This is a genomic window from Virgibacillus pantothenticus, from assembly GCF_018075365.1.
Classification (GTDB): domain Bacteria; phylum Bacillota; class Bacilli; order Bacillales; family Amphibacillaceae; genus Virgibacillus; species Virgibacillus pantothenticus.
In genome coordinates, this window is sequence record NZ_CP073011.1 from 4,688,683 (window position 1) to 4,705,999 (window position 17,317).

Here is a 17,317-nt window from a genome sequence, read left to right on the forward strand (position 1 = left end):
GCGTCTGTTATAGATTTTTTCTAAGATCCTGAGCTGATATTTCATTAGGACAGATAAGCTTAACGTTACGATAATGCCCGTTTTTTAATCAGCCTCGCAATTTGCTTGTGGATTCTCGACTATATTGGTCGAATTTCTCGCTGCAGCGGGCGACTTTCTCGCTATAATGGGCGACTTTATATCTGCAATGAGCTATTTACGCACTGGTATTGCACCTATATAGTAGACAATTTCAGAGAAACGCTAAGGTCTTACATGCTCGTTATTTCCTACAAAGCTTGAGATTAAAAGCCGTTTTCTTTACTTAAATTGATGTGCTGCTAACATTGTGGCAATTTGGTCCTCTATTTTAATAATACCTTCGTCCGAGCCAATATAGTTATTGATGATAATTGAAAAAATGAGCGGCTCCTGATTCTGTGTTGTAACGTATCCAGATAATGTCGACACGCCTGTTAAGGAACCTGTCTTTGCGATTACATTTCCTTTTGCAGGTTTTTCCTTCATCCGATCTCGTAATGTTCCACCAACTAATCTCTCTGGCTCGCCAGCTACTGGTAAGGAGTTTTGAAACACAGGAAACCAGTCTTGTTTTTGTGCTTGATATAATACTTGCAAAAGTTCTTCAGAAGGAATCATATTTTTATGTGACATACCAGAACCATCCCGTAGCAGCATCGTGTCTGTATCTGCATCAAGATCGTCCATTACCTGTTCGATAACCTTAATCCCTTTACCCCAGCTTCCTTCACCATGGACTACTTTCCCCATTTCTTTCGTCAGCACTTCGCCATGTCCATTGTTGCTTAGCTTCATAAAAGGAATGAGTAAATCCTTTAATGGCATCGATTTTTTGGATGTTAACATTCGTGCTTTCGCTGGAGTTTTTCCAAATAAAGCTTTTGATTTGCCAATAAAAGCAATACCTTCCTCCTGTAACGTTTGCTGAAATACATTTAATACATATCCTGTTGGCTCCCAAACGGAGACCCACGATCTAACTTTAGCCGCCTTTTCGGGCATCGTTCCTTCTACTATAATCCTATTTGTACCGTGCTCTCGCTCGATGGAAATATCTTTCGTACCATCTGCAGCTACGATTTGTGTATGATTAACGATTTCCACATAGTCTGTTTCTGGAGTGACCTGTACAACCGCCTTTCTCTTTTTTGTGGTTTGCGGTAAAACTTCAACAATTACTGTTCCTGCATCGTAATCGTCATTTGGAGAAAGCGTTAAAGCAGAAACTTGAGCTCCTGTATAAAATGGCTCATCGGACCAATTTAAATCCTGAGAAAGTCTGACATCATCATACCATGTGTCATCCGCAATCAAATCTCCTTTAACTTTAAGGATACCTTGATTCTTTAGTTCTTTTGCCATCTGCCGCAAATCACTTTTTAATAAAGTTGGGTCTCCGTTTCCTTTTAAATATAAATTTCCATGCAGCATTTTTCCTTTCACTTTTCCATCAGTTCGTACTTCTGTTGCAAATTGATAATTTTCTCCCAGTGTTTCTAAAGCGGCTGCTGCTGTCAGTATTTTCATATTTGAAGCAGGATGCAGGCGGCTTCCCCCGTTTTGAGAAAATAATATGTCACCTGTTTTTGCATGCATCACACTTACAGCTGCTGTTGCGCCGTTTAGTTGTTCGTTTGTCAGAATATCGGTAAGCTTCTCTTCAAGGGAAGCTGCATCTGCCTCCGTTTCATCTGTTGCATTAGACACTTTCGTAAACAGAAGCTCTCCTTGACTTGCAATTGGAATGATAGCTAAAGCAATGATTATAATGATAAATAGACCAACTTTTTTGTACGATCTCCAGACCATAAAAATTCGCCTCCTTTACTAAATTATTTTCGCTTTGCGATAAAGTGAATCTTCAATCAGTGGCTGGTTTTCATTCATCCACCACTGATGGTTAGGTGAACAAATCGGGCATTTAGGTGCTGTTAACTCCCACTTAGTCTTGTTACAGTACAGATAAGCGGGAGTCTTACAGCACCTTATGCGCAAGATAAATGTATGCTGAAAAACAAAAATTTGCATCTAACGTAAAATGTGTTTAAAAAAATGGACACCGCATATATCACCACTTAGGTTGTCCTATCGTTTTGTTCGGCTATACCTAGTGTATGTGTCATAAACGATTGTTATGACTACCATGTTTAACATGCACTTTTGCTGGGAACGGTTGTATAAAAATAGTTTTTTGTTAGTAGAAAGCAATTTTAATTTGAAAAGGAGTTTTATCATGAAGCAAATTCTATTTATTCAAGCTGGTACAGGCATTGATGTTCATGGACAAGATATTACAAAAGCAGCTGTTCGGGCAGTGGAAAACGCTATTTGGTTTAACTCCATGCCAGGAATTGAGCATAGCCTTCCTGACCAAAAACTAGAAAATATGAAAGTAAACGTTAGATTAGCCGTTCCTTTAGACCGTAAATTGCTTGATACGGAGAAAGTAAAAGATGCTGTTCCTTATGGGTCGGTTACTGTTGATGTGACAGACGGTGGCATGGCAACTTCAAGTGGAGTTATCTTGGAAGATAAAGATGACGAAAATGACTTAATGTATATGGTAAATGCTGCTGTTGAAGTGGGCTACTAATAATAAAATTGAGGCGGCTGGAGAAAATAATTTTAGCCAAGAACAAAGGCTCGGGGCGCCCGTTTAGCAACGTAGCGAATGGAACGAATCAACTAAAGATTTAGGAATCATGCCACTAAAACAGGGGTATGCCGACGTCTGGGCGGCAAGCCCGTTTTTAGTCGGCCTTCCTCTATTAACGAACCGATGATGGCTTATCGTAGGGCGCATTTCTAAAGTCGCCTCGTTGCTGGGCTCATGCGCCGGACGTGGCTATTCGGTTATTTCTTTATCCCCAAGCACCTCATTTTATAATTTCTTATCTTTTAGAAAAATCCGAACTTTAATTGAAAATTCTTCTAATCATAATTCAAATTAGTTCAGATTTTTCCTATTTATATGTTTGCACAGAGCTTAATCATCGTTTTTAAAGTTAGCATTTCGTTATGTCCCAGGACTTTTCTTAGCACGTACATGCTTTCCCTCACAAATAAACCCCGATGATTTCACATCGGGGTTTATTATTAATTCGCATTTCTGCGTCTGGAAATCAGTAAAAATCCACCAAGGATAAATAATGAAATCCCTAAGATCATCATGTAACGCAGCCATTCTTCACCAGTTTGAGGAAGTTTTTCTCCTGCTTGCTGTCCAGCTTGATCTGGCTGCTCTTTACTATTTTCAGGATCTTTTTGAGTCGGTTGACTATTATCATTTCCAGAACCTGATACTGGGGCCTTTTGAATGATACTATTTTCAACTGTCAATTCAAGAGTTTTCCCTTGGCTAAAGTCAATCGTAAACGATATCGGCGTTTCATCTAGTTGATAGCCCTTTGGCGCTTGCGTTTCTACGAACTGATACTTGCCTGGCTTCAAGTTTTCTACAACAATCTTGCCTTCCGCATTCGTTGTTAGACCTTCTTGAAGGACTTTTCCGTCAGCACCTTGCAGTTCAAATACCGCCCCTTCAAGTGTCTTATCCTGGTTGTCTTCGTCAACTTTCACTAACATAACTGAACCTGGGATAAGCTCATTCGTTGCCTGAACCGATACTACTTCGACATCTGCTTCTGTTTTGCTTTTATCAATCGTAAACGTTATTGGCGTTTCATCTAATTGGTAGTGCGTTGGTGCTTTTGTCTCAACAAACTGATACTTGCCTGGTTTCAAGTTTTCTACAACGATTTTCCCGTCTTTATTCGTTGTTAAGCCTTCTTGAAGCATTTTCCCGGTTTCGTCTTGTAACGCAAACTCTGCTTCTGCCAATGGTGCATTGTCATTATCTTTATCAACCTTCGTAAGTTCTACTTTGCCAGTAATTAATTTATTTGTTGCAGTCACGCTTAATATCTCTTTCTGATCCTTTTCAATCTCGAATGTGATTGGCTTAGCATCTAATTGATAATATGCGGGTGCTTGCATTTCTACGAATTGATACTTGCCTGGCTTCAAGTCTTCTACAACGATTTTACCGTCTTTATTCGTTGTTAAGCCTTCTTGTAGAGTTTTGCCTGCTTCATCTTGTAGTTCAAATGCCGCCCCTTCAAGTGTCTTATCCTGGTTGTCTTCGTCAACTTTTACTAACATAACTGATCCTGGGATAAGCTCATTTGTTGCCTGAACCGAAACTACTTCCACATCTGCTTCCGTTTTGCTTTTATCGATCGTAAACGGTATTGGCGTTTCATCTAGTTGATAACCCTTTGGCGCTTGCGTTTCTACAAACTGGTACTTGCCTGGCTTCAAGTCTTCTACAACGATTTTACCATCCTTATCCGTTGTTAAGCCTTCTTGTAGCATTTTTCCTGCTTCGTTTTGCAATTCAAATACGGCTCCATCAATAATTTGCTTCTTGTTATCTTTATCAACCTTCGTAAGTTCCACTTTGCCAGTAATTAATTTATTTGTTGCAGTCACACTTACTATTTTTTTCTGGCTCTTTTCAATCTCGAATGTGATTGGCTCAGTACCTAGCTTGTAATAATCTGGTGCTTGCGTTTCTACAAACTGATACTTACCTGGTCGTAAGTCTTCTATAACGATTTTGCCTTCCACATTCGTTGTTAGACCTTCTTGAAGGACTTTTCCGTCTGCATCTTGCAGTTCAAATACCGCTCCTGCTAGTTTCGTACCCTGGTTATCTTCGTCGACTTTTTCTAGCTCCACTGATCCTGGGATAAGCTCATTCGTTGCCTGAACCGATACTACTTCCACATCTGCTTCTGTTTTACTTTTATCAATCGTAAACGGTATTGGCGTTTCATCTAGTTGGTAGTGCGCTGGTGCTTTTGTCTCGACAAACTGATACTTACCTGGCTTTAAGTCTTCTACAACAATTTTTCCGTCTTTATTCGTTGTTAAGCTTTCTTGCAAGTTGTTTCCTGCTTCATCCTGCAATTCAAATTTAGCACCTTCTAGCTTTAACGCTTTGTTATCCTTATCTACCTTTGTCAACTCGGCTTTGCCTCGAATTAGTTCATTAATTGCTGTTACCATTACTGTACTTGGATCGCCAGATTTTACAGTAAACGGAATTGGTTCCTCGTTGAGTTGATAATATGCTGGTGCTTTTGTTTCGATAAATTGGTATTTGCCTGGTTCCAAATTAGGAACTAAAATCTTGCCATTTTCATCTGTTCGTAGCAATGGATAAACAACCGTTCCATCTTCTCGTTCTAATCGAAACTCAGCATCTTTTAAGGACTGATTCTCGTCTTCTTTGGCAAGCTTCGTTAATTCCGCAGAACCGAGCTTTATATTTTTTGCTGTTAATGTAAGAATTTCTGTTTGCTTTTCGCCGATCGTAAATGGAATTGGTTCTGTATTAAGCTGATAACCATTCGGTGCTTTTGTTTCCACAAATCGATATTTACCAGGATCTAAATTAGCTTTATAAATCATTCCAGCTACATCTGTTGTTAGGTAATCCACCACTTTATAGGAATCACCAGTTTTTTTCTCTAGTACAAACGTTGCTCCAGCTAAAATATCTCCAGTTTCTTGGTCAATCTTCTGCAATTGGACGTCTCGAATGATCTTAGAGTTAGTTACAGTGACCTGATTTCCTATTTTCTCTTCACTATTCTCTTCGTATGGTTTATCGATAGAAATGGCATGCTGTTTCGTATCGATGAGATAACCGTCTGGTGCGCTTTCTTCAAGTAATGTGTACGTGCCATAAAGCAATCGATCGAAGACAATCTTACCATCTTCATTTGTTGTTTTCGTACCAATCGTAATACCACTTTCCGGATCTTTAAGGGTAAAAGTAGCTTCCGAAAGCGGATTACCACTATTGCGATCTGTTTTATAAACAGTGAGTCTACCGATTTCACCTTTTCCTTCGCCCATACCAGCGGTTCTCTTTACTGATACCGAACTCTGAGACTTATTGATTACCTCCTCAATGTTTTCGCCATTAATGGAAATCTCGTTATTTACAGTCTCTCCTGGCTTTGCAAGAATTAAGGACTGGTATTCTAAAATGTACGGCTCATTAATTTCTTCTTTAAACTTCAGTGTAAAAGTATCAGGGTTTTGCTGTAGATCTAAGGTGTAATCCTTATTCAGCTCTAATAGTTCTCCTTTAGAAACTTCACCTGCTTCATCGATAGATGTTGCATATAAACGGAAAGAATCTTCCAATAGTGCCTGATTACTACTTGGATTGTCAACGATCGTAGCATTACTAACTTGGGACTGAGCAAAGTTTATATGAACCTGCCAATCAATAGCCTTACCATTTTGACTTCCTGACTTTGTTGTATACTTGCCGCCATGCGGAATAGATACAGAAGCATCTAAGTCGGTTTCTTTCTGGTCTCCATTATAGAGTGTCGCTGTATTATTGTAGTTAGCTGCAACTAGATCGAGATTTTCCAGACTAGTTTTATATTCAATTAAATACGGTTCATTAATCTCTTTTTCAAAATTGATTTGAAAGCCTGGCTTGCCTTGTTCATTTTGAATAAATTTTATGGAGTAATCTTCTCCTGGTATTGCTTCTCTTAACTTTGTGCCATTTTCTTTGCCTGTGAGTTCCATCAAGTATACCGTAATCGAATTACGTATTAGCTGCTGATTGCCTTGAATATAATCTTTCACAGCTGCATTTTGTAACGTTTTTAAATTGTAATTAACACCTATATTCCATGTAATCTCTTTTGTTACTGCGTTATAGGAACCATGTTTAAACCCGTTATGCTGTGTATACTCATCCGGTGTAAATGTAGCATCAGCTTCTTTTTCCCTATTGTTTCCATCTTCATCTGTCCAAGTCAGATGTGCATGGTTAATAAAATGCTTATCCTTATCTTCGCGTTGATCATAGTCAAATTCTGTCATATAACTTATCGTATGCGGTTCAGTTATTGTTTTTTTAAATTCAATTACAAATTCATCCGCTTCATTTTTAACCAGTTTATAATCTGTTCCTTTTTCCATACCTGAAATTTTAATCGTTTCCGGTAAAAGTGTAAGACCTTTATTGGTGAAGGTGTCTTTCAGGACTACATGATTCATCTTATGTTTATCGTGGTTAAAACTAATCATCCATTCAATCGTTTTATCCTTATAGTTTGGTTTCCCATGGTTCTTGAATAAGATCACCTGACCGATATTTTCTTTTCCTGTGGCGCTATGGTCACCAGCATCAACCTTATTCGTAATCTCTTGCTCGTCAAACACTCGTTCCGAAGCCTTCGTTTTATATACCATTTTGTAAGCGGAAGAAATATCTTCGGTAAACTGTAAATGAAAGCCGTTTTGATCGCCTTGTTGTTTAGGGTCGACTGTATAATTAGTAACGACTTCTCCTTCGCCTACTTCATGACCATTTTCATCCAGCGTAATTTTTTTCACGACAAACGAGTCTTCAATCAGATCTTGACTTCCATTAAAAAAGTCCTTTAATAACGCATCTTTTTGGGCGATGTTTTTCTCATTGTAGTTATAACGGATTTCCCAAGTGATAATTTGGTTTTCACGGTCATAATGTGTAGCCTTTTTCTTCAAAGGCTTACCTCTGCCAACTGTTACAGTAGCTTCAGCAGTTTTATCCTGCATTCCCTCACCTGTTAACGTTACGTTATTTTTGAATACAGCTTGTTCTGCATCTGTAATATCTGTTTCATATACGAGTCGGAAAGCTGAATGGATATCTTCGCTAAAATGGATCGTAAAATCTTCCCCGTCCTCCGTCTTACCTACTGTATATGAATTAGGGTCAACTTCCTCGCCTTGTGTCACTTCACCACTTAATTTTGTCTGCAAATGATACAGCTTAATGGAGCCTTCTTTGAGCGCTTGCCCTTTTTGAATCGGATCGTTTATGGTAGCGTTTCTTATCGTGTCTAACGTTTTATTAAAGTCAACTGTCCATTCAATTTCTTCGGCATTGTAAGTACGATTTGGAATACCTTGCTTCTCTACCGCCGGGCCCGCTGGATTAAAATCTATGGGAATAGTGATCGAGTCTTTCCCTTCAATTGGGGTTATAATAACTTCCTTCTCTTCGTTAATAATAATTTCCTCGCTTAATTGCGTTAAAATCTCGAAGTTTCCATTGATATTAGAATATCCTTCAATGAACTTGGTAAATTCAATCGTTGCTGTTCCATCTTTGGTTACAGATAAATAGCCGATCGTTTCTCCATTAAACTTCATTTCCAAACGATCAATTTCATTATAAATGTCTAACTCTGGCGGTACCTGAAATGTAAAGGTGTCGCCCTCTTTATATTTATGCCCATTTGGTAATTCCCACCAATATTTTATAGCAATGATCGAACCCAAGCCTGGTTTGTCTATGGATTCTCCTTCGCTATTTTCATAGATAACTTCAGCACGAGTTAAAATATTTTCTTTAATCGCTTTTAACGGATCAATTTCTTCCGTTTTTTGTGCCGCTTTTTCAAGCTGTTCTCCCTCAGCAGGTTTTGCAACTGCTTCTTCAGAATTTGCATTTTCAGCATGGTTTACTTCCTCTTTTGGGTCTTCGGCAATTTCTTCCGCATCCGTTGATCCCACATCTTCTTGCTCTGATGCAGTTTCATCTTGCTCTGGTGTAGTTTCATCAGCCTTCTCTTCTTGATCCTTATCTTCTGCACTTGGAGCTATTTCTGCTGTAAACGACCCGCTCGCTTCTGGAAATTGCCTTATTCCTTCGTTAAAGCGAATCGTTAGGGTGTTGTCTGTATTTACAATATAAGTACCCACTTCACCTTCTTCGACCAATAACTTACCTGTCTGTTTCTTATCCATTTCAATAACAGCAGGGAGCTGTTGGGTATAATCTTTGTCAGGTTCAACTGTTATCCCTTTAATAGACCAGCTTACCTTTACATGTGTTGCTTTTTGTTTATCTTCTTGCTGAATGGATCCGCCTAATTCATTAACCAGCTCCATATTCTTTACAATTTCATCTGTAGTTGAGCCTTGAGCTTTAACTTGCATAGGAAATGCTAGACTACTAGAAATTGTTTGCATTAGAAGGAAAATAATAAAAAGCACACTTAACTGCTTCTTCAATGTGCTACCCCTTTCCATATAGGTGTTAGTATCTTTTAGAGGAATAGTAGAGCCCTTTACATAGAATGTTAAAAAGCATGGAAAACCTTGTAGTTCACATGGTGCTTTCCTTATATATTTCCTCTTAAAACAAGATCATCTTGATACCAATAACGGTAAAAAGAATTCGATGATATTTAGATTCTTTTATCTGTTCTACAATAGCGAATAGTTCATTAATAAATCGTTTTTCAATTCATTAAGATCAAAACTTTCATACGAAATGATGTGTTGTTGTGTGAAACGTATGGTATTTGACAAGCAAAAAAGGAGTGAAATTTTTACAGCTTTTGTACGTGTTGAATAATAAACTAGTTCATACACACAAAAATATTCCCTTGAAGCTGAACATACAGAAGTCTTAAATCTATTGATCAACTAAGAGATATACGATCTTACATCTACAATTGGCAATTCGCTGAAATGTATATAAGCCTTCACTACACGTTGATAACAAATGCCAATTAGTTTGATTTCCTATTTTTTGCTCATCCCCCCTTATTCGATCGTTTTTCTTCTACGTTCATTGAATTTACTGAAGCTCTTTTGGCTATTGTTTTCTATTTCTCATTGATCATCTGCAGAGAGTCACTTCAGTACGATAAAGTGAAGCTTCAATCAGTGGGGGCTTCCATCCCACACGGATTGTTAGTACCACAAGGATATGTCCTAAAAATCTCATTACGAAACGGAGATTTTAGGTGTTCTTATCTCCCACTTAGTCTGTTGTAGTATGGTTTCTCCAACTCTTCCAGTAGGAGTCTTACAGCACCTTATCTATGGGATAAACACAAACTGCGCACATATTTCCGATGATAGTCTTACCGATGCTGTTAACGCCCCTTTTAAAGACAGCAAACATTACATACGCAGAATGAGTTTTTCTACCATAACTTTGCGTCTAGATTATACTAAATACAACTTTACAAAAACTATACAAAACAGAATCTATGGACTTCTGTTTAGACACCAATCCAGTCTTCGCATATGAACAAAGGCGTAAGCGCCCGTTTAGCAACGTAGTGAATGGAACGAATCAACTAAAGATAAAGTGAACCTTCAATCAGCGGGGGGTTCTTCCATCCCCGCTGATTGTTAGTACCACCAGGGTATGACCTAAAGGCCCTTGAACGAATCGGGGATTTAGGTACTGTTACCTCCCACTTCAACTTGTTTAGCTCACCGCTTCCATTCTTGAAGTGGGAGTCTACAACGCCTTTTTACGGGATAAAGGAATCATGCCACTAAAACAGGGGTATGCCGACGACTGGGCGACAAGCCCGTTTTTTCGTCGGCCTTCCTCTTAGAGACGAACCGATGACGACTTATCGTAGGGGCGATTTCGTGAAGTCGCATCGTTGCTGGGCTCATGCGCCGGACGTGACTATTCGGTTATTTCGTTATCCTCAAGCACCTCATTTTATACTTCTCTATACAAGCACGTAAAAAAAGCTCCGCTGTTAACGGAGCTTTTCTTTCCATAGTTTTATCAACACAGTTAAGAGGAAGTCCATGTACCACCATTAATGTGAATCGCTTGCCCTGTCATATAAGAAGCTTCATCTGACGCTAGCATTACATACGGCCATGCGTGTTCAGATGGCTGACCAGGTCGATTCATCAGCGTATCTTGACCAAAGTTTTCTACGCCATTTTCATCAAAAGATGCTGGTATGAGTGGTGTCCAAACGGGACCAGGAGCTACCGAGTTTGCACGAATGCCTTTTTTGGCCAAGCTTTGGGCAATACTGCGGGTGAATGCAGTAATCGCTCCTTTCGTGGCAGAGTAATCCATTAATATCGGATTTCCTCTATACGCATTAATGGATGACGTATTAATAATCGAATCCCCAGAGTTCATATGACGGACAGCTGCTTTGGTTAAATAGAATTGCGAGAAGAAGTTAACTCGAAATACATCCTCCAGTTGTTCATCGGATATATCTAATACGTCCTCGCGTATAAATTGAATGGCAGCATTGTTAACTAAAATATTAATTTTTCCAAATGCTTCTACCGTCTTTTCCACGAGATCCTGGCAATGGGCAGCACTCTTAATATCCCCAGGAAGCAGAATACATTTTCCTCCTTCAGCTTCAACGAATTCTTTTGTTTTTTCAGCATCTGCATGCTCATCAAGGTAGGAGATAGCTACATGAGCTCCTTCTTTTGCATACAAAATAGCTACTGCACGACCGATGCCGCTATCTCCTCCAGTTATTAATGCCACCTTGCCTGCTAATTTCTCGGAACCTTTATAATCTAGCGGCTGGTGCGGTAATGGATTCATTTCGGATTCAAATCCTGGCTGCCGGTTTTGGTGTTGACGTGGTGTGCTCCCTTTTTGCATATCTTCAGGTTTCATCATCTAATTACCTCCTCTATTCATAACACATAGTGTTCGATTCCACGATAAGCCATTAAACAAACATAATCTAAATCATTTTTCACCAAAAGCGTAATGGAAATCTTTAAACATTGGGCTTTGGTTATCCTTAAGTGATTATTAGCACCCCAAGGGAATGACCTAAAGATCTCTGAACAGAATGACACACGTAATAGCAGTGGACCCTTCCACTTTTCCTCAAGTTTCTCTCACAGGAGGGATGTGGAGAACCTACTGCTAAAATACATACGGAATAAAGCTTATTTTTCTCATCCGGGTAAAAAATATACGTGTATACATAGCTTGCATTTTCGTTCGAAGGAAACAGTCTTGTATAGGTTTACAGCGAATTTTTTAGTACTATTTGATATAATAAAAATAGATGATGAAAAGGGAGAGAAGAACCATTACAACGATTTGTTTTATCCGTCACGGACAAACGAACTGGAATAAACAAGGCAAGCTACAAGGAAAAACAGATATCCCGCTGAATGATACTGGAAGAGAGCAAGCACATGCATGTGGAAAATATTTAAACGCTGATGATTATGATATCCTTATTTGTAGTCCTTTACTGCGTGCAAAAGAGACTGCCGAAATCATAAATCAGTACTTACAGCTGCCATTAATAGAAATGGATGATTTTAAAGAACGTTCATTTGGAGATGCAGAAGGTATGACGATGGAAGAGAGGGCACAGGCGTATCCAGATGGTCACTTTCCAAATCAGGAAGAAAGAATAGCGTTTCGTCAGCGCGTAATGGCTGGGGTAGAAAAAGTAAATCAAAATTATCCTCATCAACGTGTTTTGTTAGTTGCACACGGGGCTGCCATCAATGCTATACTAGCTGAAGTTTCCAATGGAGAGATCGGTTCAGGCAAAACATCCCTCATAAATGGATGCATTAGCAATATTCAATTGAAAAACGAAACTTGGCGGGTGGAAAATTATAACCAAGTAGAACATTTACAGTAAAACACGGGGCTGTGGTGGGAGGAGAAAAAATAAAGGGGTTGCTTTTAACCTAAAATGTCATTATTCTAAATTCTGACTGAATATAGGAAGGTGGTTTTTAATGATATTTCAACGAATGGATACGGTGTTCATTCATGATTTAGAAGCAGCTAAAAGTTGGTATACCGATATATTGGATCTACCGTACTATTTGATGATCTAAAAAATAATCTTATCGTATTAAAACTAGGAGAGACACCGCTTATTTTATTGAAAGCAGATACAACCTATGAAAGAAGTCGTCAGCCGCATTTTAACTTTTTCTCAGAAAATATAGTAGTAACACACAGCCAATTGCAAAATAAGGATGTTACGGTAAAAGCAATCGAAACATATGATAGTATGAGCTCTTTTTTTTATGATCTATTCGGTAACAAACTGGAAGTCTGTTCGTTTTAGCAACAAATAACCCACTCATATTAAACATTAGGGTATTATAGCTCCACCGTTAGACAAAAGTACAAATCCAAACAAGTATCGAAACTCCGATAAGATAGCTATTGCCGTTCTACGAATGGTGAAGTTACTATAGATGACTAGGCGTTGGAGCTAGAGTTGGAAGTACTCGCCCACGCTTTTTTTGGTGTGTTTTAGTGGGCTCTTTTTTTACATAGCCGCAAGTACTTCCCTTTTAAAGATCGTTCAAAAAGTGTACTAAAGATGACACATCGACGTTGCTAGTTGACTCGGTTCTCCGTTCCTTGGAAAAGAGTACCCCCTGTTCCTACGTGAGAATGTTTTTCGAGGAGGGATTCACTAGTACCCATGTATCTATATGTTCTATGGAAGATGGGAGCTGCTACTAAAACTGCCCACTTCCTGTGACGGGCGTAAAAGCCAGTACATCTGTACAAGTACGCTACCGATACGTCGCCACTTCATAACTTAGGCGCTCAAGACGTACTAGTATCGGTTCCCGCACAGGATAAGAAAGCTACGACATTAATACTTCGCACGCAGAAATAGTGTTTTTATTTTTCAAGGACGCAAAGATTAGCCGACCTCGGTTCTCTTTACCTCCTTTTTGATCACACTTTGTTGTTTTCACAATGGGGATATTTGGTATTTATTCTGTTAAATATTCATTTTCTAACAAGTAATTCATAACCTGTTGCGTTGCTTCTTCCACAGATAGTTTCTCCGTATCAATCGTTAATTCAGGAGCAATTGGTGCCTCGTAAGGTGCATCAACGCCAGTAAATCCCGCAATTTCACCAGCACGTGCTTTTTTATACAACCCCTTTGGATCACGTTCCTCACATGCTTCTAAACTACATTTCACGTAAATTTCAATAAATTCGTTACTTGGTAACAGCGCTCTTACCAGATTTCGATCTTCTCGATACGGCGAAATAAAGGCAGTTAATGTAAGAATCCCTGCATCGATAAATAGCTTCGATACTTCGCCAATTCTTCGTATGTTTTCTGTTCGATCCTCTGGAGAAAATCCAAGATTCTTATTCAACCCATGGCGGATATTATCGCCATCTAACCGATACGTGTAAATACCTAGTTGATAAAGCTTCCTTTCCAACTCTACGGTGAGAGTTGATTTTCCAGATCCGGATAACCCCGTAAACCAAAGTACTGCACTTTTATGCTTGTTTCGCTTTTGTCTAAATTCCTTTGTTACCATAGATTCATGCCAAGAAATATGCTTCGATTTACTCATATTTTCCCCTCCTAAAACCACCAAAAGTATACAATAATTACAGTAATCAGCATAACCAGGATACTTAGTGGTGTCCCTATTTTTACATAGTCTTTAAATGTGTAGCCTCCAGGACCATAAACAATTAGATTCGTTTGATAGCCGATTGGGGTAATAAAGCTGGCAGACGCTGCAATCGTCGTTGTAACCGCAAAACCCATTGGATCTAAATCTAGTGTAGCTGCCATCTCGAAGGCAATCGGAACCATCAAAATAGCCGCTGCGCTGTTCGTAATGATTTCCGTGAATATATTGGTTACTATATAAATAAGGAACAATACGATAAATAAGTCCAGCGGCTCTCCTACAGCTAATATCCCATCAGCAATCCAAGATGCAAGACCTGACTTCATCGTCGCCATTCCAATACCAAATGAACAAGCAATAAGTAACAGGACATCAAAATGGATATATTTCTTTGCCTCTTCAATCGTGGTTACCTTCATTGCTAACATAACCACAACTACAATAGACATCGCCTTAAACATGCTTAGAATTCCGATTGTAATTAGTAAAATCATCGTTAAAAACAAGATGATCGTTATCCACCCTTTAAAGGCATTGCGATGAAACGGCGTTACGACATAAAAATCTTCGGATTGCTGATACTTTTCAATAAAATCCGCTCCCGCCAGTAATAGTAAGCTATCACCTGGCTTTAACAAGATATCACCTATCTTGGATTTAAGACGTTCGTTATTTCGATGAACTGCGATAACTCCAGCATCATATAAGGATCGAAACTTAGCTTGCTTAATTGATTTGTAAAGTAAAGAAGATTGATGCGATACCACAGCTTCTACAATGGTTGAGTTAGCCTTTTGTAAATCATCAACATCTACAGACTTTCCCATGCTAACTGTTAGCCCTTTCGTTGCTTGCAATCCAGCTAATGCCGTAATTAAACCAGTAAAAATAAGGCGATCTCCTGCTTGAATTCTAGTTGTCGAGCGAACCGGGAATACGCGTTCCTTATCACGAATAATTTCCAATAAATAGAGACCCTTTAACTCTCTTAATCCAGCCTCTTTTACCGTCCGATTTACCCCTGAAAATGAATCTTCTACCATCAATTCTGCAATGTACTCCTTTGAACTCTCTCTTACTTGCTGTTGCAATCCTTTCTGGTCAGGTAAAAGATGTCTCCCTATAACAAGCAAATAAATGAGCCCAGCAACGGTAATCGGAATGCCGATAACTGCTAACTGAAAGATGGAAAACCCGTCATAGCCGTAATCCATTAGCATGCCATGGACAACGAGGTTGGTGGATGTCCCCATTAACGTAATGGTTCCGCCTAAAATGGTTGCATATGAAAGGGGGATTAAGAATTTAGATGGAGCAATTTGACGCTCCTCACACCAACTTTTAATCATTGGGGTGAACGTAACAACAATCGGCGTATTATTTAAAAAGGCAGAAAGTACAGATGTTGGTATAAGCACACGGATCATGGAACCAATTAAACTATTACTTTTATTTAGCCAGCCTTTCATAATATCTTCAATGATACCGCTTTTTTGAATCGCCCCTGCTATAACAAATAAAAGAGCAATGGTGAGCATCCCTTCATTTGAAAAACCAATAAGTGCATCCTCTGGTGTTAAAATACCTGTTATTAAAAAGATGGTTAACGCGGTAAACACAATGATGACTGGACGAGCAATGTCCATGATAAGCGCACCAATCATGAAACATATTACGATAGAAACAACGATCATTTCATTCGACATGCGAAACCTTCCCTTTAATTAACGTCTTAAGCCTTCTCTTAAAACTTTTGCTACTTCTGGCCGCGAAAATTCCTTTGGCAAATCTTCGCCATTACGTAACTTCTCACGTACTTTCGTGCCGCTTAAATGCACGTGGTAGGTTCGATCATGCGGGCATGTTTTTTCGGTTCCCATATTTTCACATGCTGTGCAGTAAAAGGCATGTTCAAAGGCGAAAATTTGTATTCCCAGCTCTGCTTCGTATTCACAAATTAACTCCTGCGCTTCATAAGTTCCATAAAAATCACCGACACCTGCATGGTCCCGTCCAACGATAAAATGTGTGCAACCATAATTTTTTCGGACAATCGCATGTAGTATTGCTTCTCTTGGACCGGCATAACGCATCGCTGCGGGGTAGATTACTAGTCTTGTTCGATCTTGCGGATAATATTTGTCTAAGATTACCTCATAGCTTTTCATTCGAATCTCGGCTGAAATATCATCGGACTTTGTTTCTCCTACTAGAGGGTTGAGTAATAGACCGTCAACCGATTCTAAAGCACATTTTTGAATATATTCATGGGCACGATGCACTGGATTTCTCGTTTGGAAGCCAACAATGGTTTTCCATCCTAAATCTCTGAATAATTGTCTTGTTTCCACAGGATCAAGATGATAGTTAGCAAATTGATTATTGGTTTTCTTTTGTAGGAGCCGAATAGGTCCAGCTACATATACATCCCCTTTTTCATAAACTTTTTTTACGCCTGGATGTGCAGGATCGATTGTGCCATACACAAATTTTGCTTCTTTTTCCTTTTCATAGCGAAACTTTTCGGTAAGGTCTAAGACACCATAGGCTTCATTATCCTCTCCCATAAGTGCAATTTGGTCACCTATTTCCAATGTTTCTGCTTGGGTTTGCTCTACATCTAGTGTGATAGGAATGCTCCAAATCGTACCATCCTCTAGCCGCATTTCTTCTACAACCCTCGTATAATCAGACTTACCCATGAAACCAATGAGAGGACTAAACCCACCATTCGCTATCAATTCCAAATCAGATAGATGCCAACTATTTAATGTGATTGTTTTTAAGTTCGCTATGGTTTGTAAATACATATCTCGTTCTTCACGATCAACTTGCCTTTGGATCAATTTGCCACCATGTGGAATACTTCCTAACTGTTCCGTTGTTGATATCACTTGAACTCCCTCCTATTCATTTTCATTACGTACCTATTTATCCCGATATAAGGTGCTGTAAGACTTCCTCTTCCAGACCATTACAACCCAGTCTAAGTGGGAGATATCAGCACCGAAATTCC

9 protein-coding genes are annotated in these 17,317 nt (G+C 39.1%); 3 read left to right on the plus strand and 6 right to left on the minus strand.

Translation table 11 applies throughout. From position 1 onward, the window contains the following. Positions 1–300 precede the first annotated feature (300 nt). Positions 301–1,830 carry a D-alanyl-D-alanine carboxypeptidase/D-alanyl-D-alanine endopeptidase gene (gene dacB / locus KBP50_RS21650; RefSeq protein WP_050350638.1) on the minus strand — a complete coding sequence of 510 codons (1,530 nt, stop codon included), beginning with the start codon at positions 1,828–1,830 and terminating at the stop codon, positions 301–303. 424 nt (positions 1,831–2,254) lie between these two features. On the opposite strand from dacB, the gene KBP50_RS21655 reads away from it, so the two are divergent. Continuing rightward, positions 2,255–2,614, plus strand: coding sequence for a Lin0512 family protein (locus tag KBP50_RS21655; RefSeq protein ID WP_050350637.1), 360 nt, complete (start codon positions 2,255–2,257; stop codon positions 2,612–2,614). Between the two features lie 503 nt (positions 2,615–3,117). Here the strand turns inward: KBP50_RS21655 and KBP50_RS21660 are convergent. Beyond that, positions 3,118–9,123, minus strand: a complete 6,006-nt coding sequence (locus KBP50_RS21660; protein WP_050350636.1) for an LPXTG cell wall anchor domain-containing protein — start codon at positions 9,121–9,123, stop codon at positions 3,118–3,120. A gap of 1,537 nt (positions 9,124–10,660) precedes the next feature. After that, a complete protein-coding gene (locus tag KBP50_RS21665) occupies positions 10,661–11,527 on the minus strand; it encodes an SDR family oxidoreductase (RefSeq protein ID WP_050351153.1) in 867 nt (288 codons plus the stop codon). A 427-nt stretch (positions 11,528–11,954) separates the two neighbouring features. Between KBP50_RS21665 and KBP50_RS21670 the strand changes: the two genes are divergently transcribed. Together KBP50_RS21670 and KBP50_RS21675 are read left to right on the plus strand one after the other, a co-directional pair. Next, a complete protein-coding gene (locus KBP50_RS21670) occupies positions 11,955–12,524 on the plus strand; it encodes a histidine phosphatase family protein (protein ID WP_050351152.1) in 570 nt (189 codons plus the stop codon). Between the two features lie 156 nt (positions 12,525–12,680). Beyond that, positions 12,681–12,962: a hypothetical protein gene (locus KBP50_RS21675; protein ID WP_076361929.1), complete on the plus strand. Its 282-nt coding sequence runs from the start codon at positions 12,681–12,683 to the stop codon at positions 12,960–12,962. Positions 12,963–13,629: 667 nt separating this feature from the next. On the opposite strand, the gene cysC is transcribed toward KBP50_RS21675, so the two are convergent. Genes cysC through sat form a run of 3 tightly spaced genes read right to left on the minus strand, consistent with a single transcriptional unit; the run spans position 13,630 to position 17,195 of the window. Continuing rightward, a complete protein-coding gene (gene cysC / locus KBP50_RS21680) occupies positions 13,630–14,235 on the minus strand; it encodes an adenylyl-sulfate kinase (RefSeq protein WP_050350634.1) in 606 nt (201 codons plus the stop codon). A gap of 11 nt (positions 14,236–14,246) precedes the next feature. Beyond that, positions 14,247–16,007, minus strand: coding sequence for an SLC13 family permease (locus KBP50_RS21685; protein ID WP_050350633.1), 1,761 nt, complete (start codon positions 16,005–16,007; stop codon positions 14,247–14,249). Between the two features lie 18 nt (positions 16,008–16,025). Next, complete coding sequence (gene sat, locus KBP50_RS21690; RefSeq protein ID WP_236691365.1) at positions 16,026–17,195, minus strand: sulfate adenylyltransferase; 1,170 nt, start codon at positions 17,193–17,195, stop codon at positions 16,026–16,028. Positions 17,196–17,317 lie beyond the last annotated feature (122 nt).

Excerpts from the sequence above, each read along its gene's own strand:
- KBP50_RS21655 (WP_050350637.1), top strand. The coding sequence starts at position 2,255 with ATGAAGCAAATTCTATTTATTCAAGCTGGTACAGGCATTGATGTTCAT.
- KBP50_RS21685 (WP_050350633.1), bottom strand. The coding sequence starts at position 16,007 with ATGTCGAATGAAATGATCGTTGTTTCTATCGTAATATGTTTCATGATT.
- KBP50_RS21665 (WP_050351153.1), bottom strand. The coding sequence starts at position 11,527 with ATGAAACCTGAAGATATGCAAAAAGGGAGCACACCACGTCAACACCAA.
- cysC (WP_050350634.1), bottom strand. The coding sequence starts at position 14,235 with ATGAGTAAATCGAAGCATATTTCTTGGCATGAATCTATGGTAACAAAG.
- dacB (WP_050350638.1), bottom strand. The coding sequence starts at position 1,830 with ATGGTCTGGAGATCGTACAAAAAAGTTGGTCTATTTATCATTATAATC.